The 22,882-nt window shown below is 61.1% G+C and carries 18 protein-coding genes; 11 read left to right on the top strand and 7 right to left on the bottom strand.

What is annotated here, in order from left to right; translation table 11 throughout:
* Positions 1-114 precede the first annotated feature (114 nt).
* The 3 genes from AACH87_RS15860 to dnaG all read right to left on the bottom strand — a co-directional run bounded on the left by AACH87_RS15860 (position 115) and on the right by dnaG (position 6,222).
* Positions 115-1,113, bottom strand: a complete 999-nt coding sequence (locus AACH87_RS15860; protein WP_338795445.1) for a tripartite tricarboxylate transporter substrate-binding protein — start codon at positions 1,111-1,113, stop codon at positions 115-117.
* 338 nt (positions 1,114-1,451) lie between these two features.
* Entirely contained in the window at positions 1,452-3,827 is a 2,376-nt protein-coding gene (gene rpoD, locus AACH87_RS15855; protein ID WP_338795444.1) for an RNA polymerase sigma factor RpoD, read from the bottom strand.
* A gap of 346 nt (positions 3,828-4,173) precedes the next feature.
* Positions 4,174-6,222 (bottom strand): DNA primase, encoded by a 2,049-nt coding sequence (gene dnaG, locus AACH87_RS15850; RefSeq protein WP_338798988.1) that lies wholly within the window; start codon positions 6,220-6,222, stop codon positions 4,174-4,176.
* 156 nt (positions 6,223-6,378) lie between these two features.
* Here dnaG and AACH87_RS15845 point away from each other — a divergent pair, with 156 nt between their 5' ends.
* Positions 6,379-8,025 (top strand): acyl-CoA synthetase, encoded by a 1,647-nt coding sequence (locus tag AACH87_RS15845; RefSeq protein ID WP_338795443.1) that lies wholly within the window; start codon positions 6,379-6,381, stop codon positions 8,023-8,025.
* Between the two features lie 57 nt (positions 8,026-8,082).
* Here the strand turns inward: AACH87_RS15845 and AACH87_RS15840 are convergent, their stop codons facing one another.
* The 4 genes from AACH87_RS15840 to AACH87_RS15825 form a co-directional block, all read right to left on the bottom strand.
* A complete protein-coding gene (locus AACH87_RS15840) occupies positions 8,083-8,421 on the bottom strand; it encodes a DUF5329 domain-containing protein (protein ID WP_338795442.1) in 339 nt (112 codons plus the stop codon).
* A gap of 383 nt (positions 8,422-8,804) precedes the next feature.
* Positions 8,805-10,409 (bottom strand): alkaline phosphatase D family protein, encoded by a 1,605-nt coding sequence (locus AACH87_RS15835; RefSeq protein WP_338795441.1) that lies wholly within the window; start codon positions 10,407-10,409, stop codon positions 8,805-8,807.
* An 80-nt stretch (positions 10,410-10,489) separates the two neighbouring features.
* On the bottom strand, positions 10,490-12,016 hold the full coding sequence (locus AACH87_RS15830; RefSeq protein ID WP_338795440.1) for a GGDEF domain-containing protein: 1,527 nt from the start codon (positions 12,014-12,016) through the stop codon (positions 10,490-10,492).
* A 180-nt stretch (positions 12,017-12,196) separates the two neighbouring features.
* Complete coding sequence (locus AACH87_RS15825; RefSeq protein WP_338795439.1) at positions 12,197-13,174, bottom strand: NADPH:quinone oxidoreductase family protein; 978 nt, start codon at positions 13,172-13,174, stop codon at positions 12,197-12,199.
* 186 nt (positions 13,175-13,360) lie between these two features.
* On the opposite strand from AACH87_RS15825, the gene surE reads away from it, so the two are divergent.
* The 10 genes from surE to AACH87_RS15775 all read left to right on the top strand — a co-directional run bounded on the left by surE (position 13,361) and on the right by AACH87_RS15775 (position 22,868).
* Positions 13,361-14,161 (top strand): 5'/3'-nucleotidase SurE, encoded by an 801-nt coding sequence (surE, locus tag AACH87_RS15820; protein WP_338795438.1) that lies wholly within the window; start codon positions 13,361-13,363, stop codon positions 14,159-14,161.
* Positions 14,161-14,937: a protein-L-isoaspartate(D-aspartate) O-methyltransferase gene (locus AACH87_RS15815; protein WP_338795436.1), complete on the top strand. Its 777-nt coding sequence runs from the start codon at positions 14,161-14,163 to the stop codon at positions 14,935-14,937. The genes surE and AACH87_RS15815 overlap by 1 nt, the downstream gene beginning before the upstream one ends.
* A 12-nt stretch (positions 14,938-14,949) precedes the next feature.
* Positions 14,950-15,885 (top strand): peptidoglycan DD-metalloendopeptidase family protein, encoded by a 936-nt coding sequence (locus tag AACH87_RS15810; RefSeq protein WP_338795435.1) that lies wholly within the window; start codon positions 14,950-14,952, stop codon positions 15,883-15,885.
* Positions 15,886-16,022: 137 nt separating this feature from the next.
* On the top strand, positions 16,023-17,033 hold the full coding sequence (locus AACH87_RS15805; RefSeq protein ID WP_338798987.1) for an RluA family pseudouridine synthase: 1,011 nt from the start codon (positions 16,023-16,025) through the stop codon (positions 17,031-17,033).
* 152 nt (positions 17,034-17,185) lie between these two features.
* Complete coding sequence (scpB, locus tag AACH87_RS15800) at positions 17,186-17,926, top strand: SMC-Scp complex subunit ScpB (protein ID WP_338795434.1); 741 nt, start codon at positions 17,186-17,188, stop codon at positions 17,924-17,926.
* Positions 17,919-19,355 (top strand): pseudouridine synthase, encoded by a 1,437-nt coding sequence (locus tag AACH87_RS15795; RefSeq protein ID WP_338795433.1) that lies wholly within the window; start codon positions 17,919-17,921, stop codon positions 19,353-19,355. The genes scpB and AACH87_RS15795 overlap by 8 nt, the downstream gene beginning before the upstream one ends.
* 77 nt (positions 19,356-19,432) lie before the next feature.
* Positions 19,433-19,858, top strand: coding sequence for a nucleoside-diphosphate kinase (gene ndk / locus AACH87_RS15790; RefSeq protein WP_338795432.1), 426 nt, complete (start codon positions 19,433-19,435; stop codon positions 19,856-19,858).
* A gap of 87 nt (positions 19,859-19,945) precedes the next feature.
* Complete coding sequence (gene rlmN / locus AACH87_RS15785) at positions 19,946-21,067, top strand: 23S rRNA (adenine(2503)-C(2))-methyltransferase RlmN (RefSeq protein WP_338795431.1); 1,122 nt, start codon at positions 19,946-19,948, stop codon at positions 21,065-21,067.
* A gap of 24 nt (positions 21,068-21,091) precedes the next feature.
* Complete coding sequence (gene pilW, locus AACH87_RS15780; RefSeq protein WP_338795430.1) at positions 21,092-21,925, top strand: type IV pilus biogenesis/stability protein PilW; 834 nt, start codon at positions 21,092-21,094, stop codon at positions 21,923-21,925.
* A 4-nt stretch (positions 21,926-21,929) separates the two neighbouring features.
* Entirely contained in the window at positions 21,930-22,868 is a 939-nt protein-coding gene (locus tag AACH87_RS15775) for a helix-turn-helix domain-containing protein (RefSeq protein WP_338795429.1), read from the top strand.
* Positions 22,869-22,882 lie beyond the last annotated feature (14 nt).

The following is a 22,882-nucleotide window of genomic DNA, read 5'->3' as shown; positions in this document are numbered from 1 at the left end:
GCACTTCAGCCCTTGGGCAGGCCCGCCCGGTGGGCTGTGGCGCTGTGCCAGACAGTGTGCCGGTGCATGCGGAGCAGGACAAGCGCTGAGGTTGCCGTGCAACACGGCCGCCAATCAGGTCTTGAGTTTGAGCAGATAGGTCATCACCCGGGCGGTGGTCATGTCCAGTTCCATGAACTCCACCAAGTCTTTGCCGGTGAGCCAGGAGGCTTCCCACCGGTTTTGCTTCAGCGTCTGCAGCCAGCTCTCATGATGGATGGCCTGCTCCAGCGCTGATAGCAACTCTGCAGAGCGTGCTGAGCTGACCGCTTTGCCTGTGAAGACTCCCCGCCAATTGGCCATGACGGCATCAATGCCCTGTTCCTTGAAGGCCGGGATGCCGAATGCACCGCGGCGGGAGGACACCCCTACTGCGCGCAACTTGCCGGACGCCAGTGCATCGCCAAACTCGCTGTAGCCCGAGATGCCGACTGCCGCCTTGCCACCGAGCAGGGCATCGACCACCTCGCTCCCACTGGCAAAAGGGCGGTAAGACAGCTCTTCGGGTTTGGCTTTGGCTGCGCGGGCCAGTACCCCGGCAAACATGTGGTCCACGCCCCCGGCAGAGCCACCGGCCACCACCATGCCTGCAAGATTGGTGCGCATGGCATCGGCCAAGTCCTTGCCTGTTTTGATGCCCGACGCTGCGGGAACGGCAGTCACCAGGTAGTCGCTCGTCAGGCGGGCCAGTGGCTGTACATGGCTCATGTCGATCGCAGGTTTTTGCAGCGCTACGGCGCCCAGCATCACCATGCCACCCATCATGAGGGTGTTGGCATCGCTGCCATATTTTTCGGCGTACTGCGCCAAGCCAATCGTGCCCCCCTTGCCCCCGATGTTCTCGAACTCCACCTGATCGGCAGCCCCTGCAGCCTTCAGGGCCGCACCGAGTGCCCGGCCAGTCTGGTCCCAACCGCCACCGGGATTGGCGGGGATCACGATGCGCAACGTGCCCGCCACTTTGGTGGCCTTGCCTGCAGGGCGGCCGGTTTGCGCCAAGGCTGGTGCCAGGGGCGTGAGCAAGGAGGCAAGTGCGGCGCTGCGTGCCAGGATCTGTCTGCGTTGCATGGTCATGGGGGTTCCCTCGTCGTCTTTAATGGATGCGGCGCCCCGCATTTGCCGGGACGATCAATGGTGAGTGGTGGAGACCGACAAGCCGTGCAGCCGCTGATCAATCTCTGGAAACGTTCGCAATGCTGACTTGCAAAGCTGTCAGATTGCTGTCCGGGTTGTAGGGGTTACTACGGGGTGGTCACTCACTTGGCCGGAGGGAGAAGTCCGTCGCAGTGACGTAGGGAGCAAAAAGAAAACCCGCCAACCTGTAACAGGGTGGCGGGTTGGCATGTAAGGGCAGGCTGCTGCTGCAGGCACCCCATTGGCAGTGGTTTGCCGGGGCGCTGCCCCAGTCTGCCTTACAGCGAGTCGATAAAGCTGCGCAGCTTGTCCGAGCGCGAGGGGTGCTTGAGCTTGCGCAGCGCCTTGGCTTCTATTTGGCGGATGCGCTCGCGCGTCACGTCGAACTGCTTGCCCACTTCTTCCAGCGTGTGGTCGCTGGTCATTTCGATACCGAAGCGCATGCGCAGCACCTTGGCTTCGCGGGGGGTCAGGCCATCGAGGATGTCCTTGACCACATCACGCAGGCCGGCCTGCATGGCGGCTTCGATAGGCGCGGTGTTCGCACCGTCCTCGATGAAGTCGCCCAGGTGGCTGTCGTCGTCGTCCCCGATCGGTGTTTCCATGGAGATCGGCTCCTTGGCGATCTTCATGATCTTGCGGATCTTGTCCTCGGGGATTTCCATCTTGGCCGCCAGGATGGACGCATCGGGCTCAAAGCCAAACTCTTGCAAGTGCTGGCGGCTGATGCGGTTCATCTTGTTGATCGTCTCGATCATGTGCACCGGGATACGGATGGTGCGCGCCTGGTCGGCGATCGAGCGGGTAATGGCCTGGCGAATCCACCAGGTGGCGTACGTCGAGAACTTGTAGCCCCGGCGGTATTCGAACTTGTCCACCGCCTTCATCAGGCCGATGTTGCCTTCCTGGATCAGATCGAGGAACTGCAGGCCACGGTTGGTGTACTTCTTGGCAATCGAGATCACGAGGCGCAGGTTGGCCTCGATCATTTCCTTCTTGGCATCGCGCGAGGTGGCTTCACCTTCGTTCATGCGCTTGTTGATGCCTTTGAGCTCGGCCAGCGGTACGACGACGCGCGACTGCAGGTCCATCAGCTTTTGCTGCAGGTCCTGGATGGGCGGAATGTTGCGCGCCATCACGGCAGACCAGGGCTTGCCAGCGGCGGCCTGCTTCTCGACCCACTGCAGGTTCAGCAGGTTGGGCGGGAAGTCCTTGATGAACGTCTCTTGGGGCATGCCGCATTTGTCCACGATGATGCGGCGCAGCTCGCGCTCCTTCTTGCGCACATCGTCCACCTGGGCGCGCACCATGTCGCACAGCTTCTCGATGGTCTTGGCGGTGAAGCGGATGGTCATCAGCTCTTCCGACAGGGCGGCCTGTGCCTTCATGTAGGCAGGGGTGCCGTAGCCTTCCTTGTCGTAGATCTTGTGGATCTTCTCGAACAGCTCGCGCAGCTTGTCAAAGCGCTCCAGTGCCTGCTTCTTGAGTTCTTCGAGCTTCTTGGTCAGCGCCTTGGAGCCGCCCTTGCCGTCATCGTCATCGGCTTCGTCAAACTCGTCGAAGTCTTCTTCGGCCACATAGTCATCGGCCTCGTTGGGGTTGGAGAAACCGTCCACGATGGTCGAGATGACGACCTTGCCTTCGCGGATTTCCTCGCCCATGTTCAGGATTTCGGCAATGGTGGCAGGCGATGCACTGATCGCTTCCATCATGGCCTGCAGACCGCCTTCGATGCGCTTGGCGATTTCGATTTCGCCTTCACGGGTCAGCAGTTCCACCGTGCCCATTTCGCGCATGTACATGCGCACGGGGTCGGTGGTGCGGCCGAATTCCGAGTCCACGGTCGAGAGCGCGGCTTCGGCAGCTTCTTCCGCTTCTTCTTCGGTGGCGCCAGCAGGGGCGTTGTCCGTGATGATCAGCGCTTCGGCGTCGGGCGTTTGCTCGTACACCGCCACGCCCAGATCGTTCAGGGTGGTGATAACGGCTTCGAGCGTTTCTGCATCGACCAGCTTGTCGGGCAAGTGGTCGTTGATTTCCACGTGGGTCAGGTAGCCGCGCGTCTTGCCCAGCTTGATCAGCGTCTTCAGGCGCGAGCGGCGCTTGGCCAGGTCTTCTTCGGAAAGGACGGTTTCGTCCAGACCGAATTCCTTCATCAAGGCCCGTTCCTTGGCCTTGCTGATCTTCATGCGCAGTGGCTTGGCCTTTTCGACCGTGGCGGAGGAATCGCTCGATTCTTCGATCTCGCCTTCCAGTTCTGCTTCGATGTCCGACAGATCGGTGTCGTCACCGCTTTCGTCGCTGGCTGCAGCCTTGGGCTTGCGGCCGCGTTTGGCGGGGGCCTTGCCTTCGGCGGCAGCAGCGGCCTTGGCGGGGCGTCCGGGCTTTTTCTTGGGCGCCTCTTCCTCGTCGGGGGTGGTAGCCGCGGCAGCCTTGGCGCGGGCGGGCTTCTTCTTCAGCAATTCATCGGCGGCTTTGATCAGCTCGGCGGTACTTTTCACAGGCACTTTCACTTTCTTGGCAGCCGGGGCTTCGGCAACTGCAGCGGCCTTTTTGGGTGCAGCTTTGGCCGGCGCTTTGGCAGCGGTTTTGGAGACAGCCTTGGCGGCGGTGTCTGGAGCAGTCTTGGGCGGCTTCGCGGACTTTTGAGCGGGCATGAACAACCTCAGAATCAAAAACGGACACAAAGAAAACGCAAACGCCACAGATCCCGGCGCGGGTGGCAACGCATGAGCAGGACGGCTCAGGCGGGTGGAGGGGAGGCCCTCATTGGCAAGATGTCTGGGCGAACATTTGGTGTGCAGTCCTTGCGATGGTTGGGCTCTGTGTGCGCGTGTGTCACGGTGGCCCGGCTCGGAGGTGCTGCTGTCGCTCTTGCCGACAAACCCTACATTATACCAGTGGGCTTGTTTTTCAAGGACTTTCGTTGTAAACGCAGCGTGCAGCTTTGGCCAGTGTGGCTTTTGTGATCACGCTGCTCAAAAGCACAGGCAAATCAGGCGTTTACGAACGCGCCGCAGCGGGCTGCAATGAGAGTTTGAGCGCACGCCAGCGGGCATCCAGTTCCTTGAACTGGTCCAGGTCGTTCTGGGCGCTGGCCAGGTTGCGCTGCTTTTCGATCTGCTCGATCTGGATGCGCACCAGCAGGTCGTTCAGTTCGGCACGCAATTCACCCATGTCGCCCTCGGTCTGTGCGTGCGCACCGGTCATGACACGTACTGCCACGGCTTCGCAGTCATGCCCGCGCAGGCTCTCGCGCAGCACTGCCCAAGGTTGGGGGCCATGTTCGTGAAACTGCGCCTCCAGCCACACAAAAAGCGGGCCGTGGGGTGCGGGTTGGGCGCACAGCGCCGTGTGGTCGTCCTGGGTGAGGTGTTCCAGAAAGCCCATGTGCGACAGCAGCAGGCGAGCAGCATGGTCGATCCGGCTGGCTGCAGGTGTGCTGGGCAGCCGTGGCTGGGGCGGCCAAGGGCTGTCGTCGCGCTTTTTCCAGTTGCCTTTGCCTTTCCAGTCGCCCTTGCTTTTCCAGTCTCCGCCTTTGCGGAATGGCGGGCGCCCTCCGCTATTGCCCTGTGGGTAGGTCGCACCCGCAGGGGCATCAAACTCTCCCTCGGGTGCGCCGTACCAGGGCTCGGCTCCGTCCGGTGGGCCACCCCAAGGGGGCTCGTCGGAGCCGGTGGATTGATGCGATGAATGGGATGACGCGTAGGAGCCAGCGCTGGCACCCGGGCGGCGGTGGGCTTCCTGTGCGGCGGCCTGGCTCCACAGTTGGGCCAGATCGTTGGCAGGCAGCTGCATGAGCTGGGCCAGTTCGCCCAGCAGCTGGCGGCGCAGCACGCCCTCGGGCAGGCTGGCCCACAAGGGCCGTGCATTGCTGGCCATGTGGGCGCGGCCCTCGGCGGTGGCCAGGTCGCAGCCTTCACTGGCGGCTTCGATCAAAAAGCGGCTCAGCGGAGTCGCCTGGGCGATGTACTGGGCAAATGCCTCGGTGCCGTGCTCGCGGATGTAGCTGTCCGGGTCATGCTCGGCGGGCAGGAACAGGAACTTGATGCTGCGCGTGTCGCTGGCGTAGGGCAGGGCGGCATCCAGTGCCTTGCGCGCTGCGCGGCGGCCCGCGGCGTCGCCGTCAAAGCTGAACACCACCGCATCGGTAAAACGCAGCAGCTTGTGCACATGGTCGGGCGTGCAGGCGGTGCCCAGGGTCGCCACCGCGTTCGGAAAACCCAGCTGCGCCAGCGCCACCACGTCCATATAGCCTTCGGTGACCAGGGCATAGCCCGCTTCGCGGATGGCGGTGCGGGCCTCAAACAGGCCATACAACTCGCGGCCCTTGTGGAACACCGGGGTCTCGGGGGAGTTGAGGTACTTGGGTTTTTCATCGCCCAGCACGCGGCCACCAAAGCCGATGCATTCGCCCTTGACGTTGCGGATGGGGAACATGACCCGGTCGCGGAAGCGGTCATACCGCTTGCCCCCGTCTTCTTCATTGACGATGACCAGGCCGCTTTCCTCCAGCAGCGGGTCGTCATAAGCCGGGAACACGCTGGCCAGGCTGCGCCAGCCCTCAGGCGCGTAGCCCAGCCCGTAGAGTTTGGCCACATGCCCCGAAACGCCCCGACCCTTGAAATAACCAATGGCCCGCTGTGAGCTGCGCAGCTGCTTGCGGTAGGCGTCGGCTGCCTTTTCCAGCACATCGGTCAGGGTGGCCTGCTTCTGGCGGGCGGCGGCAGCGCGTTCGCGCTCCTGGGGCGAGATGTCGTCGTCGGGCACCTGCAGCCCCACGCTCTGGGCGAGGTCTTGCACCGCCTCCACAAAGCCCATGCCCGCATGTTCCATCAGGAAGCTGATGGCGTTGCCGTTCTTGCCGCAGCCAAAGCAGTGGTAGAACTGCTTGGAAGGGCTCACGCTGAAAGAAGGGGATTTTTCGCCGTGGAAGGGGCACAGCCCCATGAAGTTGGCCCCCCCCTTCTTGAGCTGCACGTAGCGACCCACGATATCGACCACGTCGACGCGCGAGAGCAACTCCTGGATGAACGACTGGGGGATGGACACGCGCGTATTTTCCTTCATGGCTGGCCTGCGCCAGCCGTCACGGGGCATGCACTGGGTGTATGCGGGGCGGATCGTACGGGCGGGTCACTTTCAGCGGGGCGTCAGCCCAGCGGGCTGTAATGGTGAATTTCCTGTTTCCTGCCTGAGGATGATGTGATGACTTCTGCATACGACCAGCACCTGCCGCGCAACCACGCCAACTTTGCCCCACTGTCCCCGTTGGGGTTCATTGAGCGAACGGCCGAGGTGTACCCCGAGCGGCTGGCCATTGTGCACGGAGCGCTGCGGCAGACCTGGCGTGAAACCTATGCCCGTTGCCGCCAGCTTGCCAGCGCCTTGCGCAAGAGCGGCATTGGCAAGAACGATACCGTGGCAGTCATGCTGCCCAACACGCCCCCGATGGTGGAGGCGCACTTCGGTATTCCCATGGCGGGGGCCGTGCTCAACGCCCTGAACACACGTCTGGACCCCGAAACCATTGCCTTCATGCTGGACCATGGCGAGGCCAAGGCCGTGATCGTGGACCCCGAGTACACCGGCACCATGGCCAAGGCGCTGGCATTGCGCCAGTCCACAAGCCCGCTGCTGGTGGTTCAGGTGCAGGATGCGCTTTACGGTGAGCCCGCACAGCCCCTGCACGCTGTCGATTACGAGGCGTTTGTGAGCAGCGGCGACCCGGAATTCGCCTGGGAGCTACCGGCAGACGAGTGGGACGCGATCGCCCTCAACTACACCAGCGGTACCACCGGCAACCCCAAGGGGGTGGTTTACCACCACCGGGGTGCGGCCACCAATGCCATCAGCAACGTGCTGGAATGGGACATGCCCAAGCACGCGGTTTATCTGTGGACCTTGCCCATGTTCCACTGCAACGGCTGGTGCTTTCCCTGGACCGTGGCGGCCCGCGCGGGCGTGAATGTGTGCCTGCGCCGGGTGGAAGCCCAGGCGATTTTTGATGCCATCCGCAACCACGGCGTGACGCACTACTGCGGCGCGCCCATCGTTCACGGTCTGCTGGTCAATGCCCCTGATGCGATGAAGGTGGGCCTGCCAGCAGGGGTCAAAGCCATGGTGGCAGGGGCAGCGCCACCGGCCTCGATGATCGAGGGCATGGAGAAGATGGGGTTCGACTTGACCCATGTGTATGGCCTGACCGAGGTGTATGGCCCCGCCACCGTGTGCGCCAAGCACGACGCCTGGAATGCGCTGGACATCGGCGAGCGTGCCCGCCTCAACGCCCGCCAGGGCGTGCGCTACCACCTGCAGCGCGACGTGCGTGTGCTGGACCCCGAGACGCTGCAGCCGGTGCCCCACGACGGCGAAACCATGGGCGAGATCATGTTCCGCGGCAATATCGCGATGAAGGGTTACCTGAAGAACCCCAAGGCCACGGAAGACGCGTTCCGGGGCGGCTGGTTCCACAGCGGAGACCTGGCCGTGCAGTACCCCGACGGGTACATCAAGATCAAGGACCGCAGCAAGGACATCATCATCTCCGGCGGGGAAAACATCTCGTCGATTGAGGTGGAGGATGTGCTCTACCGCCATCCTGATGTGCTGGCCGCAGCCGTAGTGGCCAAACCCGATGCCCGCTGGGGTGAGACGCCTTGCGCGTTTGTGGAACTGAAGGCCGGTGCCACCGCCACGGCGGAAGATATCGTGCAGCACTGCAAAAAGCACCTGGCAGGCTTCAAGGTGCCCCGCGCCGTGGTGTTTGGCGAACTGCCCAAAACCAGCACCGGCAAGATCCAGAAGTTTGAGCTGCGCAAGCTGGCAGGCTCTGCCACTGCGATTGACGTGTGATCCGGGGGTGGAGTGGCAGGCCGTAGGGCAGGCTTTGAGCAGGCCTTGGGGCAGGCCCTACTTGGCGTTACCGGCACGCAGGGTCTTGAGCTCCCCCTGCAGCCACGGGCCTGAATTCACCACCGGTGCGTTACCGCAGCGCACCTGGTAGGGCTTGCCGCTGGCGCTGCTGGATGACGCCCCCAGTTCGATGAACTGCTCGGTGCTCTGCACGGCGTTCTTGCCGTCCAGGTAGTCCAGCTTTTTGAGCAGGTGGGCTTTGGCTTCGGCGCCCGAGTACCACGAGCCGTTGCGTTGAAACTCGCAGCCTGACTTTTGCAGCCGGGTCAGCAGTGCATCCACTTCAGCGCGTGCCGCTGTGGGCAACGATCCAGCAGTGCAGAGACCCGCGGCCACCCATAAAGCTGATGCCAGCAAGGCGGTGTGCCACGGCGCGCGTCGGGAAGGTGCTTTTGCGAGGGGGCGAGTGCAAAGTGAAAGAGGCATGACAGCGCGACGGATGAGGACAAAACGATGACTCATCTTGCCATGGTTGCTCATCTTTTGATAGCTGCTTGCGCAGATCACATGAGGTTTTGAGGCGCATTTTTGTGAAAAATTGCGTCCTTTTCCGTCGTGTAGGCTGATCTCACCGGCCTGCGCGGTGCCTCTGGCCTGCCTGCAGGAAGTTGGCAGAACATTTTGCGATCAAAAATGAGGCCTGGCGCTTTCTGAATAAGCGCAGGCAGCTATCAACTCAGTAGCATCTTGCGCTGCGGGGGCGCAGCGCAGGCCATTCCTCATGCCGCCACGGGCCCCGGCTTGCCATCTTCCACCACAAAGCGGGCCTGGGTGCTTGCCGTGCTTTGCGCATCCAGCACGTTGTCCACCACGCGCAGGGTGGTAGTCCAGCGCTGCGGGGTGATGTCTGCCACGCCATAGCCTCGCTGCTCGCAGCGGGCCAGCAGCACATGGGGGTTGTGGCGGACGACAGCATCCACCTTGTCTTGCGTGGTGCCGGCCCGGGAGGTGATAGAGGTGCCGCAGAACTCGCTGGCGATGATGGGGGTGGAGCTGCCCGAACGTGGCCCTGAGCCGGAAGCCTCCGCATGCACGTTGCAGACGTAGTTCTGATGGATGTCGCCGCCCAGCAGTACGGTGTTGCGTGGGTGGTGGCGCTGCACAGACTGCAGCAGCCGCGAGCGGGCGGCCGGGTAGCCATCCCACGCATCGGTGCCCACCTGGCCGCTCGGGTAGTGGCGTGGCGTGAAGAGCGTTTGCTGCGCCAGCACGCTCCAGCGAGTGCGCTGGTTGCGGGCATCGTCCGCCAGGCCTTTGTCCAGCCATTGCTCCTGCGCGGGGCCGAGCAGGGTTCGGGTGGGGTCGGCCAGCTCTGCGCAGTCGGCCGGGCGCACCGATCCTGCATTGGTGCTGCCGGGTTTGCGGCAGGCCTGCAGTGCGCGGTACTGGCGGTCATCCAGCAGGTGCAACTGCGCCAGCCGCCCCCAGGCGAGGCGGCGGTAGACCTGCAGGTGCTCGAAGCTGGTGCCCAGCAGGCTGCTGGCACGCAAAGGCATGTTTTCGTAGAAAGCTTGCCATGCAGCACTGCGCCGCACCAAAAAGGCAGCGGCGTCCTCCGCCGTGCCGCCGGGTCCGGCGTGATCCCCGGCGTAGTCGTTCAAGACTTCGTGGTCGTCCCAGGTCACCACCCAGGGGCACAGGGCATGGGCTGCCTGCAGGGCGGGGTCGCTCTTGTAGAGTGCATAGCGGTCGCGGTAGTCGGCCAGGGTGCGTGCATGGCGCAAGCTATGGGTGCGCGGCAGGTCGTCTGCGTTCTTCGGGGTGGCCGATTCATAGATGTAGTCCCCCAGAAACAGCACCAGATCAGGCTGATCGGCACACACATGGCGCCAAGCCGCGTATTGCCCGTGCTCCCAGCGCTGGCATGAAGCAAACACCACGCGCAGCCGGGTGGCCATGGCATCTGCCGCCGGTGCCGTGCAGGTGCGGCCTGTGGCGCTGATGGCATCGCCCAGCATGAATCGGTAGTGGTACCAGCGTGCAGGCTCCAGACCCTGTACTTCCACATGCACGCTGTGTCCCAGTTCGGGCGTTGCCGTGGCCTGGCCTTTTTGCACGATGTGGCGGAAGGCATCGTCATGCGCCAACTCCCAGCGCACCGTCTGCGCAGACAGCGCCTCGCCCGCAGCGGGGACCAGTCGTGTCCACAGCACCATGCCGTCGGGTGCGGGTTCACCACTGGCAACCCCCAGCGCAAACGGGTTGTGCTGTGCTGGGGCCGTTTGCAGCCAGGCCCATCGTGGGGCTGAAGTGGCCGCCGCCGCCAGCAAGGCACGTTGAGCAAAGTGACGGCGGGACAAAGGGGGGTGACTTGGGCTGTGCATGTGGTGGCAGTTTTTTAGGGCTCGGTCACAAGGTATTTTTCCTGCTGCCCCTTGGGGTCCCGAAGGGAGGCAGGTCTTGCTCAGGCGGCCATGACCCGGTTTTTGCCTGAGCGTTTGGCCAGATACATGCCCTTGTCCGCCCGCTGCAGCGCTTCCGTGCTGGTTTCGCTTTCATGCAACTGGGCCACCCCGGCGCTGAAGGTGATGAGGATTTTTTCGCTGCCCTGCAGGAAGAACCGCGTGGTCAATTCGCGCTGCAGCCGGGTCATGGCGTTCACGCCGTTTTCGACATTGGTGTCGGGCAGCAGGAGTACGAACTCTTCGCCGCCGTAGCGGGCCAGCAGGTCCTGGGGACGCATCACTTCGCGGGTGACCTGTGCCAGGTGCTTCAGCGCAGCGTCGCCCACGGTATGGCCCAAGCGGTCATTGATGCTCTTGAAGTTGTCGATGTCCAGCAGCGCCAGGCACAACGGGGTCCCCAGGCGGCGTGAGCGGGCGATCTCTCGCTCCATGGCCTCGTCCAGCCCTTTGCGGTTGAGGGTGCCGGTGAGCGGGTCATGCCGCGCCTGTGCGCTGGCGCGTTCCAGTTCCTGCTGCAGCTTCGTGATCTCTGCATGCTTGGCGTCGGTGCGCTCGCGCAGATCCTGCAGTTCGGTGTGGGTGAGCTTGGTGTCGAGGGCCATGGCGCGGGTCGCGGTCATGACCTCTTCCAACACGGGGGCAATCTCCTGCAGGGTGGTGGCCTTGCCGATCAGGTCGGCGCAGCGCTCCATGGTGTCATGGTAGGTGGTGCTGGATGCCGTCATCTGCGCCAGGCGCTCGATGAAGGTGGCCAGCATGTCCTTCATCTGCTCTTGCGCCTCTACCGTGCGCGCCTTGGCCTCTGTCTGCTTGAAGATGACGTCTTTGAGTCGCAGTTGAACGTCGTCCAGCCTGCGCAGCGTCAGTGGCGGGGTGGAGGCCGACATCAAAGCCTCTGCCTGCCCACGCAGCCAGCGGTCATCCACGCTCAGCACGGCAATGTTCTCAAACACCATGTGCAGCAGTTGCAGCAGGCTGGCCCGGATGGCGGCCTGGTCTTCCGTGGCAAACGACAACCGGTAGGTGAAGTTGCTGAGCATGAGCTGCACGGTCGACAACGGGGGCGAAGGCTCCCTCAGAAATCCCGTGAGCTGGGTGGCCATGTCATGCACCCGCACATCGTCTTCGCCCAGCGCGGGCACGACGTTGTCAATCAGCCGGGCCAAGCCTTCGGCGAAGTCTGCGGGCAGGATGTTGGGCGCGGTTGCTTCGGCTGCCACCGGGGTGGCGGCTACGGGGCTCAACCCCAGATTGGCGTAACCCACCAAAACGCTTTGCAGGGCAGACCAGTCTTTGTTGGCTACCGCCTTCTCAAATTGCGTGAGCAGTCGCTTTTGGGGTGGCGTCTGTGCTGGTAGCAGGCGCTGGATGCTGCTCAGCTGCGCATCAGGAAACGGTTGCGTGCTGCGGCTGCCTGCGATTTCGTCATAAATGGCGAGATAGTTGTCTGGCGTGGGGGGCAATCGGCGGGTGGCCAGTTGCTTGAGCGTTTCGCGCGCGATTTCGTAGGGTTGACGGTCTGCCATGTGCGGACACCAGGATCAAGGACAGCGATGGTGCCCGAGTGTGACACAGGCAGACCGCAATGGCGTTGTCGGTAGTGCCAATCCTGCAGGGTTGGCACTCACTCAGGGTTCGTTGGAAAGGAAAGGGGGCAAGCGTCGGGCGCTGGGGCCCTGGGGTGTGTCCTGCTGCTCCCGGCTTTCTCACTCGTTGACCAGCACCAGCTTGCCCATCACTCCACGTGAGCCCATGTGGGCATAGGCTGCGGGTAGTTCAGACATGGGCATGGTCCGGTCAATCACCGGTTTGATCTTGCCTTGCGCATACCACTGGGCCAGCTCAGCCATCATGGCCGCGTTGGCCTGTGGTTCGCGTTTGGCAAAGTCGCCCCAGAAGACGCCCACAATGGAGGCGCCCTTGAGCAGCGCCAGATTGAACGGCAGTGCAGGGATGGGGCCAGAGGCAAAGCCCACCACCAGATAGCGCCCGCGCCAGGCGATGGAGCGGAAGGCGGGCTCTGCAAAGTCGCCGCCCACGGGGTCGTAGATCACATCGGGGCCTTTGCCCTCGGTCAGGGACTTGATGGCATCGCGCAGGTTGTCGCGGCTGTAATTGATCGTGGCGTCTGCACCGATGGAGCTGCACAGTGCGCATTTTTCATCGCTGGAGGCTGCCGCGATTACCCGTGCACCAGCAGCCTTGGCAATCTGAATGGCGGCAGTGCCCACCCCGCCTGCTGCGCCCAAAACCAGTACGGTTTCACCCGCTTTGAGCTGCGCCCGGTCCATCAGCGCGTGGAACGAGGTGGCATAAATCATGATGAACGCTGCCGCATCCACGAATGAGAACGCGGGTGGCAGTGGCATGCACAAGGCTGCAGGCGCGAGAGTGTGGGTTCCAAAACCCCCAGTACCCGACAGGCAGGCGACCCGTTGTCCCACCTGTAAATGCTTGACGCCATCGCCCACGGCCACCACCTCGCCTGCGTACTCTGAGCCGGGCACAAAAGGCAGAGGGGGCTTGATCTGGTACTTGTTCTGCACGATCAGCAGATCAGGGAAGTTCAGGCTGGCAGCCTTGATCTGGACAAGCACTTCTCCCGCCTTGGGGTTGGGAGTGGGCAGCTCTGTCCACTGAAGGGCTTCCACTCCGGTGGGGTTGGTGCAAAGCCAAGCGTGCATAAGGTTGTCTCCTTGGGGTCTTTGGGGGCGGATCATAGGAGTAGGTGTCAGGCGCGGTTGTCCCTCGCGTGACCCAAATCAAGCCTTCTGGGAGCGAATGTGCTGTGCCATCACCTCCCAACCCTGTACCTCGGCATGGCAATGGAGAGCCCACCTACAATTCGATGCATTCAGCACCGTGCCACCATGAAAATTCTCATCTCCAACGACGACGGTTACCAGGCGCCCGGCATTGTGGCGTTGTACGAAGCGCTCAAGACGATTGCCGATGTCGAGGTGGTTGCACCTGAGCACAACAACAGTGCCAAGTCAAACGCGCTGACCCTGCACTCGCCGCTGTATGTGCACAAGGCACACAACGGGTTTCGTTATGTGAATGGAACACCCGCAGACTGCGTGCACATTGCCCTGACGGGCTTGCTGGGTTATCGGCCTGACCTCGTGGTCTCTGGCATCAACAACGGTGCCAACATGGGGGATGACACCATCTACTCTGGCACGGTGGGGGCTGCCATGGAGGGCTATCTGTTCGGTATTCCGGCCATCGCTTTTTCTCAGGTGGACAAAGGCTGGGGCGAGATTGAAGCCGCAGCCGCCAAGGCGCGGGAGATTGTGGCGCAGATGATGTCGGGCGATCTGTTGGGGCAAGCGGGACAGGCGGAACAAGCTCCGTGGCTCCTGAATGTCAATATTCCGAACATGCCTCTTTCCGCCCTCAAACCCTTGAAGCTGTGCCGCCTGGGGCGCCGCCATGCGGCAGAGCGTGTGATCATGCAGGAAAGCCCGCGCGGCGAGGTAATGTACTGGATCGGAGGCGCAGGCCCGGCCAAGGATGATGCCGAAGGCACGGATTTCCACGCCACGGCACAAGGGCATGTGGCAGTGACGCCTCTCAAGGTGGACCTGACAGACCATGACCATCTGGGCTATTGGGCCCAGACTATTTCACGCATGCAGGTGGGCGAGTCAGCGGGGAGCGCGCGCTGATGCAGCGGCGCCCAGGGTTTCCTGCCAAGCTGCCGGGGGCATCCGGGCCGGCCACGCCGCGGCCCTCTGCTTCTTTGCCTGCGGCGGTCCGTGCGGTTGTGCCTACGGCAACCGGTACGGGGCTGGATTCTGCTGCTGTACGAGCACGCATGGTCCAAAAGTTGGTTGCGGGTGGCATTACTGCTGCGCCGGTGCTGGCTGCAATGGGAGCGGTGGAGCGCCACCGTTTTGTCGATAGTGCGTTGGGCAACCAGGCCTATGAAGACACCAGTTTGCCGATCGGTATGGGACAGACCATATCCAAGCCCAGCATCGTGGCCCGCATGTGCGAACTGGCGCTGGGGGCCGAGCTGGTGCGAACTGGCGCAGGCCTGGGGCGCGTGCTGGAGATTGGCACGGGCTGTGGCTATCAGGCGGCTGTGCTGAGCATGTTGGCGCCTGAGGTGTACACCCTGGAGCGGGTGCGTACCCTGCACGAAAAGGCGCGGGACAATCTGCGCCCGTTCCGTCTGCCCAATCTGCATTTGATTTTTGGGGACGGCATGTTGGGATATGCGAAGGGGGCGCCTTATGGGGCCATCATCGCCGCCGCAGGCGGTGACTCTGTGCCCCAAGCCTGGTGCGACCAGCTGGCCGTAGGAGGGCGCCTGGTTGCGCCGATGGCGGTGGCAGCAGGGCAGCAAATGTTGCTGGTAATCGACAAAACAGTGCACGGTTTGAAACAAAACGTGCTCGAGCCGGTTCATTTTGTCCCCCTAAAATCGGGGATTGCCTGAAGGGAATTGCTTATGTTCGTATCGCGAGGTCTTGTGGTTGGGTTTTCCGTGGCGGTGGCAGGGCTTCTGCTGTCCGGTTGCGGCACCCGCCTGAACAAGGCCCCAGTGGAGGATCGTGGTACTTTCACTCAAAGTACTCCAGCCTCCTCGCCCCAACCCGGTGTGGTTGTGGCGGCCCCGGTCAAGCCTCTGCCAGGTGCAGAAAACGCCGGCAAGCCTGGCTACTACACCGTCAAGCCCGGCGATACCCTGATTCGCATTGGCCTGGAAACCGGCCAGGGCTGGAAAGATATTGCTCGCTGGAACAATCTGGAGAACCCCAATCTGATCGAGGTTGGGCAGGTGCTGCGTGTGACGGCTTCGGTGCCCCCCCCAGCGCCGCCAGCGGCTGCAGTTGTGGCGTCCGACACAGGCGTGGTGACGCGCCCCGTGACTTCGTCAACCATTACGCCTGCGGCTGCGGGAAGTGCTTCCAGCGCCCCTAAGACCCCAGCCTCCAATCCCGCTCCGGTGGTGGCGGCCTCGTCTGCCCCAGTAGCGCAGCCTACGCCATCCTCGCCGCCAGCGGGAGCTGCTGAAGATGATGTGTCGTTCATCTGGCCCGCTGCTGGCTCCTTGATCGCCGGTTTTGACGAGGCTCGCAACAAGGGGTATGACATTGCCGGAAAGGCGGGCGATCCTGTCCTGGCTGCCGCCGATGGCCGCGTGGTGTATGCCGGTGCGGGGCTGCGTGGGTATGGCAACCTGATCATTCTCAAGCACAACAATACTTTCCTCACGGCCTATGCCCACAACCAGACCTTGCTGGTGAAGGAAGACCAGGCTGTGCGGCGCGGGCAGAAGATTGCCGAGATGGGCAGTACCGATGCTGATCGTGTCAAGCTGCACTTTGAGGTCCGGCGTCAGGGCAAGCCTGTAGATCCATCTCGCTATCTGCCAGCACGGTAATGGCGACCAGATCAAAATCAGTCAAAGGGGCGCAAGCCCCTTTGGACATTCTGGAGCCAGCAAACCCACAGTCTTTGACGCCACTCGCGGTGCCTGACGCGATCGTGTTGAGCGCGATGCAGCCCGTTGCTTCTTCAATGGAGTCCGCGTCCGTAGACTTGGCCGATGAGGTTGATGAGTCGTCTCCTGATGCCGAGTTGCGTACCATGACCGTAGGCACCGCGCAGCATGGAGTGCGACTGGACCGAGTTTTGGCAGAGCTGGTGCCGGAGCTTTCACGTAGCTACCTGCAGCAATTGATGGGGCAGGGGCTGCTTTCGTTGAATGGCAAGCCCACCCCCAAGCCCGCAACCAAGGTCAAGGCGGGCGACGTTCTGGTTCTGGAGATGCGTCCCACGCTGCAGAGCCAAGCCTTTCGGCCTGAAATTCTTCCAATCGATGTGGTGTATGAAGATGAATATCTTCTCGTCATCAACAAGCCTGCGGGGATGGTGGTTCACCCGGCACCGGGCAACTGGAGCGGCACGTTGCTCAATGGGCTGCTTGGGCGAGACCCGAAGGCTGCGCTTGTGCCCAGAGCGGGAATCGTTCATCGGCTGGACAAGGACACCAGCGGGCTCATGGTGGTGGCGCGTGATCGATCCACCATGGATGCGTTGGTGCAGATGATTGCGGCCCGGCAGGTCAGTCGTAAATACCTTGCCTTGGGGCATCGTCCTTGGAGAGGTGCGGATTTGCGCGTGGTGAATGCGCCGATTGGTCGTGATCCACGCAACCGTTTGCGCATGGCTGTGGTGGACTTGACTACACATGCGGGCAAAACGGCGCAGACGGATATCCGCATCTTGCAGCGCTGTGATGATGGGTGCTGGGTGGAATGTACGCTGCACACCGGCCGCACCCACCAGATACGAGTCCACATGGCATCCATAGGGCATGCGCTTGTCGGGGATCTTCTTTATGGCGGCGCGCCAGTGGATCAGATGCAGCGGCAGGCCTTGCATGCATACCGCCTTGCATTTCTCCATCCTGTCACTGGCCATGAGCTTGTTTTGTTCGCACCGCTTCCACTGGATATGCAGGCGGCGCTCTCGTTTTGGGGGCTGAGCTACAATCCGCAACACCAAGACCTTGAACACAGGGTCTGAGAGGCCGTGAGGCCTGTCCATATTCCCGAGCACCTGGCTGCATCGGGCAAGTGCTGTGTACAGACAGCGCGCTCATAGCGCTTTTGACCATTCCCTGCATCGGTGAGCTCCCCATAATATTTGGGTGGGCCTTTTTCCGGAATCGCTGAACCATGAACTCGGTGGATGCCAAGCGGGTCTTAGAGACTGCCTTGATTTGTGCCCCTCAGCCCGTGCCTTTGCGTGAGCTGCGGGTTTTGTTCAATGATGCGTTGGGTTCGGATACGCTCAAAATGCTGCTGCAGGATTTGCAGCGTGACTGGGCTCAGCGTGGGGTGGAACTGGTGCAGGTGGCATCGGGATGGCGTTTTCAAAGTCGGCCTGAAATGCGTGAATACCTTGACCGGCTACATCCGGAAAAGCCTCCTCGCTACACCCGTGCTACGCTGGAGACTCTTGCCATCATTGCGTACCGACAACCCGTGACGCGCGGGGATATCGAGGATATCCGTGGGGTGACGGTCAACAGTCTGATCATCAAGCAGCTGGAAGACCGTGGTTGGGTCGAAGTAATTGGTCATCGGGAAACTGTAGGCAGACCTGCCTTGTTCGCTACCACGCGGCAGTTTTTGGATGATTTGGGTCTTGCCTCGCTCGACCAGCTCCCCGTGCTGGATGATCCCGCCGCAAACGCCAGCGTGCTGGAGGCGATGGCTGCCAATCAGTCGCTTGGATTGGAAGTGGATGAGGTCGGTATTGAAGCCGGATCGCCCTCATCGGAAGAGCCCGCAAGCCCTGGCACGCCAGTTCCCTCTGGACCGGGTGCTGATTTGTTTGAAGCTGCGGAGGAGAGCCTTCGCAATGATCACGTTGACGATGCCTCTGGTGGCATCGCAGGAACACCACATGAATGATTCAAATCCCGTTGTGAACACGGAAGAAGTACCTTCAGAGCAGGGTTTGTCTGAGGTCGCGACAGCACCCGTTTCGGCAAAACCCAAAGTGCCTCGGAAACGCGCTGCGCCCAAGAAGAGCAAGTCCGTTGAAGCGCCAGAGATTGAGGACACGCCGGATGTGGTGACGTCGCCAGTTTCGGAAGAGGTGGCTGGCTCCTCTGCCCCAGTGATGGAAACATCCGTTGAACCAGCCAAGCCCAGACGTGACCGCGATTCCCAAGGTCGGGGCAAGCCTCGCGCGCAGGCCTCTGCGGGTGTGCAGGGTTACGAGTTTTCGGATGTGGTTTCTGGGCGCTTCGACGAGGATGATGTCACCGATGTGCAACCCGCCAAGCGCGTCCTCTTGCCTCAGGTGGAAACACCCAAGCTCCATAAGGTACTGGCTCAGGCGGGGCTCGGTTCCAGGCTGGAGATGGAGCAACTGATTCTGGAAGGGCGTATTTCCGTCAACAACGAGCCGGCCCATATTGGGCAGCGCATCCAGTATGGGGACCAGGTCAAGGTCAATGGAAAACCCATTCGTTACCGCATTGATCCTCCTCCTGCGCGGGTGATTGCCTATCACAAGCCCGTGGGCGAGGTGGTTACGCATGACGATCCGCAAAACCGGCCCACGGTGTTTCGTAAATTGCCTCGCCTGCAGCATGGCAAGTGGCAGTCCGTGGGACGTCTTGACCTGAATACAGAGGGACTGCTGCTGTTCACGAGTTCTGGTGAGTTGGCCAACAAGCTGATGCACCCCCGTTTCGGGCTTGAGCGCGAGTATGCCGTGCGCGTGCTGGGTGCCTTGAGTAACGAAGAAAAGCAGCGCTTGCTGGACGGTGTTCGTCTGGATGACGGTATGGCGGCCTTCGGCTCCATCGAAGATGGCGGCGGGGAGGGGTCTAATTGCTGGTATCGCGTCACGATCTCCGAGGGGCGCAATCGGGAAGTGCGGCGAATGATGGAGGCAGTGGGACATGCTGTCAGCCGCTTGATTCGCATCAGGTATGGTGCGATGGTTCTTCCCCGGGGGCTCAAGCGTGGCGCTTGGCTGGAGCTTGATGAAGCGGACATTCGCGCTTTGTCAAAAGCTGCTGGCGGAAATGCCGGCGCAGGTGCTGCAGACCGGGATGCAAACATGCCCGTGCGGCGGGGCCCGGGCGCTCGCTCTGGCAAGGGCGCAGGAGCGCCTAGTGGGCAGCGCAAGTCTGGGCCCGGAGCTTCAGGTGGTGGACAGTCTCGGGGGCGTCGTCGTGACGAAGGTGCCATGGCGGGTGACCGATCCCGTTCATCTGCCCAGCCAGATCCTATGAAAACCTCTGTGGGCTACATCGGGTCTGACAGCCTGACACGTTACCGCCAGGCTCAACGAACCCCTCCAGGCCGCAGGGGGCGGAGTCGATAACTTTTTCACAGCCCAGCTACAATCAAGAGTTTTGTCCGCTGGGCAAAAGAATTTAGCAACATTTATTAGGAATCAACATGGCTATCGAACGTACCCTCTCCATCATCAAGCCTGACGCAGTCGCCAAAAACGTGATTGGCCAGATCTACGCCCGTTTTGAAGCCGCTGGCCTCAAGGTTGTTGCTGCCCGCATGGCTCACCTGTCGCGCCTGGAGGCTGAACAGTTCTACGCCGTTCACAAAGAGCGTCCTTTCTTCAAGGATCTGGTGGACTTCATGGTTTCTGGTCCCGTGATGATCCAGGTTCTGGAAGGTGAGAACGCCATCCTGAAAAACCGTGAACTGATGGGCGCTACCGATCCCAAGAAGGCTGAAGCTGGCACCATTCGTGCAGATTTTGCCGACAGCATCGACGCCAACGCTGTGCACGGTTCTGACGCTCCCGAAACTGCCCAAGTGGAAGTTTCGTTCTTCTTCCCCGGTCTGAACATCTACTCCCGCTGAGATGGCGGTCCCCATGTCTGAACCCACCTCAGTGGGAATGCTAGGCCATGGGGACAGCTGCGAGCGGTCTCGCGCAGGGCTGCCGCAATGACCACCAATCTCCTTGAATTTGATCTCGATTCCCTCGTCGCTTTTTGTGAGCGACTGGGTGAGAAGCGCTTTCGCGCGACGCAGTTGTTTCGCTGGATTCATCAGCGGGGCGCCAGCGATTTTGATGCGATGAGTGACTTGGCAAAGACCTTGAGGGAGAAACTCAAGGGCTGTGCCCGAATAGAAGCGCTGCCTGTTATCAGTGAGCACGTATCAGCGGATGGAACGGTCAAGTGGCTGTTCGACGTGGGCGACGGAAATGCCGTTGAATCGGTTTTTATTCCTGAAGATGACCGAGGCACTCTTTGCATTTCCTCCCAGGCGGGCTGCGCCGTGGGATGCCGTTTCTGTTCTACGGGTCACCAGGGGTTCAGTCGCAACCTGACAACTGGCGAGATCATTGCGCAACTCTGGTTCGCAGAGCATTCCCTTCGTGCGCGCTTTCAGTCTGCTGAAAGAGTCATTTCCAATGTGGTCATGATGGGCATGGGAGAGCCGCTGCAAAACTACTCTGCGCTCGTTCCTGCTCTTCGCACGATGCTTGACGATCATGGTTATGGTTTGTCCAGACGTCGTGTCACTGTATCCACATCAGGTGTCGTGCCGATGATGGACAGGTTGGCGCAAGATTGCCCTGTAGCTCTCGCGGTATCCCTTCATGCCCCCAACGATGCACTGCGTGACAACCTTGTGCCTTTGAATCGGAAATATCCGATTCACGAGTTGCTGGATGCCTGTAATCGTTATCTTCAGCATGCCCCCCGGGACTTCATCACGTTCGAGTACTGCATGCTCGATGGCGTAAATGACCAAACTGAACATGCTCGTCAGTTGGCGGACTTGGTGCAGCCTAAGCAAGGCCAAGGGGTGCGTTGTAAGCTCAACCTGATCCCCTTCAATCCATTTCCTGCTTCAGGCCTCCTCCGATCTCCTCAAAAGCAGGTGCAAGCTTTTGCCCAGGTTTTGAGCGAGTGCGGGATTGTCACAACAATCCGCAAGACCCGAGGGGATGATATCGATGCAGCATGTGGTCAACTTGCAGGCGATGTGAAAGACCGTACCCGTGCCGCGGAGCGTATGGCCAAGCAGCGCACTATCGTGCTGAAACCGGTTGCATGAACTGCTGAAAAAAGGAGGCTCTCTATGGTGAGATGGATGGAGCAGATGACGGTGTATGGCCGCACCACGCTGTTGTTGCTAGGGGTTTCCGGCGCAGTTGCGTTGTTGCAGGGCTGTGCTACCAATGGCGGCACAGTGGCTGCTGATAACGCCTCCTCCATCGTCACGCCGTCTGATGAGCCGGATGTTCGTCGGCGGGCTCGTATTCGTCTTGAGTTGGCCGCCAAATATTTCGAGAACGGCCAAACGACTGTAGCGCTGGATGAAGTAAAGCAATCTTTGGCTACGGATCCGAGCTACGCAGATGCCTTCAACATGCGTGGCCTTATCTACATGCGACTGAACGATTTGGCGCAGGCTGAGGACAGCTTCAGGCGTGCTGTCTCAATGCGGGCCAATGATTCCGATCTTTTGCACAACTACGGATGGCTGCTGTGCCAGCAGAAACGCTACACCGAGGCTGACCAGCAGTTTGACAAGGCCCTTGCCAATCCCACGTATCTGAGTCGAGCCAAAACCTTGATGGCACGCGGACTATGCCAATCGAGTGCAGGAAAAGTTGAAGACGCAGAGCAATCGTTCTTGAAATCGTATCAGCTGGATGCTGGTAACCCTGTCGTTGGCTATCACCTTGCCTTGTCGATGTTCCGTAAGCAGGACTTGACGCGCGCGCAGTTCTACATACGTCGATTGAACAACAGCGAATATGCGAATGCTGAGTCGTTATGGCTAGGCATCAAAGTCGAGAAGGCGGTGGGCGATAACGTGGCGTTGCGTCAATTGGGTGACCAGTTGCGTAAGCGCTTTCCTGAGTCCGCCGAGATGAGCGCTTACCAGCGCGGAGCTTTTAATGAGTGAGTCGATGTCCACATCGACCTCCGTGCATGAGGGTGCGGAGCCGATGCAATCCACCGCAGGGGAAATTCTCAAGAGTGCGCGCGAAGCTGCAGGTATTCATATTGAAGCCTTGGCGGTCGCTTTGAAGGTGCCTGTCGGCAAGCTGGAAGCCCTTGAGTCCAACCATTTGGAACTCTTGCCGGACACCGTGTTCCTGCGCGCACTGGCCTCTAGCGTGTGTCGTACCCTGAAGCTAGATCCCGCCCCGGTATTGTTGCTTTTGCCCCAGTCCAAGAGTCCCCGCTTGGTACCGGAGCGTCCAGATCTCAATGCTCCCGTCAAAACATCTGCGGCGGGGAAGACATTTTCACCTTCACGCGGAGCCCAGCACTCCAACTGGCTGATGTGGGGCGGGGCTGTTCTATTGGTAGGAGCTGCTGCTATTTTTTACTGGCCATCTGATTTGCAGCTTTGGCGGATCATGAGCGTCATGAAGCCTTCGGAACCAGCGGCTACTCCATCTGCAGGCACAGTTCAGTCCACGGTTACCGAAACATCGGCACCCAGGCCCTTGATAGTCGAAGAGGCGCAGCCGCAGGCTAACACTCCTTCGCTTGGTGTTGCTACAGCCCCCAATGCGCAATCTGCGAGTTCCGTGAGCGCGCCAGCTTCCGTGCCGGTGGTGCAAAGTGCCAGTACGGCGAATGCTCCGGTTGAAGACGCAGCGATACCTTTGTTGCTGCGCGCCCGCGCAGATTCGTGGGTGCAGGTGAAAGACGCTTCCGGACGTGTCATTTTTGAGAAAAAGCTCGTAGCTGGTGATTCAGCGCCGGTGTCAGGTTCTCTTCCGTTCAGCGTGGTGGTAGGGCGTGCTGACGTCACGGACGTCTTTGTGCGTGGCAAGGCTTTTGAACTGACGACGGTTTCTCGTGAAAACGTAGCGCGCTTTGAGGTGAAGCAATGATGGATTCGCAGGAT

Source organism: Acidovorax sp. DW039, assembly GCF_037101375.1.
In the GTDB taxonomy this organism is placed as follows: Bacteria; Pseudomonadota; Gammaproteobacteria; order Burkholderiales; family Burkholderiaceae_C; genus Acidovorax.
The sequence above is the reverse complement of the archived record's forward strand: the minus strand, read 5'-3'. Positions and strand labels throughout refer to the sequence as shown.

Excerpts from the sequence above, each read along its gene's own strand:
- AACH87_RS15860 (WP_338795445.1), bottom strand. The coding sequence starts at position 1,113 with ATGACCATGCAACGCAGACAGATCCTGGCACGCAGCGCCGCACTTGCC.
- rpoD (WP_338795444.1), bottom strand. The coding sequence starts at position 3,827 with ATGCCCGCTCAAAAGTCCGCGAAGCCGCCCAAGACTGCTCCAGACACC.
- AACH87_RS15845 (WP_338795443.1), top strand. The coding sequence starts at position 6,379 with ATGACTTCTGCATACGACCAGCACCTGCCGCGCAACCACGCCAACTTT.
- AACH87_RS15835 (WP_338795441.1), bottom strand. The coding sequence starts at position 10,409 with ATGCACAGCCCAAGTCACCCCCCTTTGTCCCGCCGTCACTTTGCTCAA.
- AACH87_RS15830 (WP_338795440.1), bottom strand. The coding sequence starts at position 12,016 with ATGGCAGACCGTCAACCCTACGAAATCGCGCGCGAAACGCTCAAGCAA.
- AACH87_RS15825 (WP_338795439.1), bottom strand. The coding sequence starts at position 13,174 with ATGCACGCTTGGCTTTGCACCAACCCCACCGGAGTGGAAGCCCTTCAG.
- surE (WP_338795438.1), top strand. The coding sequence starts at position 13,361 with ATGAAAATTCTCATCTCCAACGACGACGGTTACCAGGCGCCCGGCATT.
- AACH87_RS15815 (WP_338795436.1), top strand. The coding sequence starts at position 14,161 with ATGCAGCGGCGCCCAGGGTTTCCTGCCAAGCTGCCGGGGGCATCCGGG.
- AACH87_RS15810 (WP_338795435.1), top strand. The coding sequence starts at position 14,950 with ATGTTCGTATCGCGAGGTCTTGTGGTTGGGTTTTCCGTGGCGGTGGCA.
- AACH87_RS15805 (WP_338798987.1), top strand. The coding sequence starts at position 16,023 with ATGGAGTCCGCGTCCGTAGACTTGGCCGATGAGGTTGATGAGTCGTCT.
- scpB (WP_338795434.1), top strand. The coding sequence starts at position 17,186 with ATGAACTCGGTGGATGCCAAGCGGGTCTTAGAGACTGCCTTGATTTGT.
- AACH87_RS15795 (WP_338795433.1), top strand. The coding sequence starts at position 17,919 with ATGAATGATTCAAATCCCGTTGTGAACACGGAAGAAGTACCTTCAGAG.
- ndk (WP_338795432.1), top strand. The coding sequence starts at position 19,433 with ATGGCTATCGAACGTACCCTCTCCATCATCAAGCCTGACGCAGTCGCC.
- rlmN (WP_338795431.1), top strand. The coding sequence starts at position 19,946 with ATGACCACCAATCTCCTTGAATTTGATCTCGATTCCCTCGTCGCTTTT.
- pilW (WP_338795430.1), top strand. The coding sequence starts at position 21,092 with ATGGTGAGATGGATGGAGCAGATGACGGTGTATGGCCGCACCACGCTG.
- AACH87_RS15775 (WP_338795429.1), top strand. The coding sequence starts at position 21,930 with ATGTCCACATCGACCTCCGTGCATGAGGGTGCGGAGCCGATGCAATCC.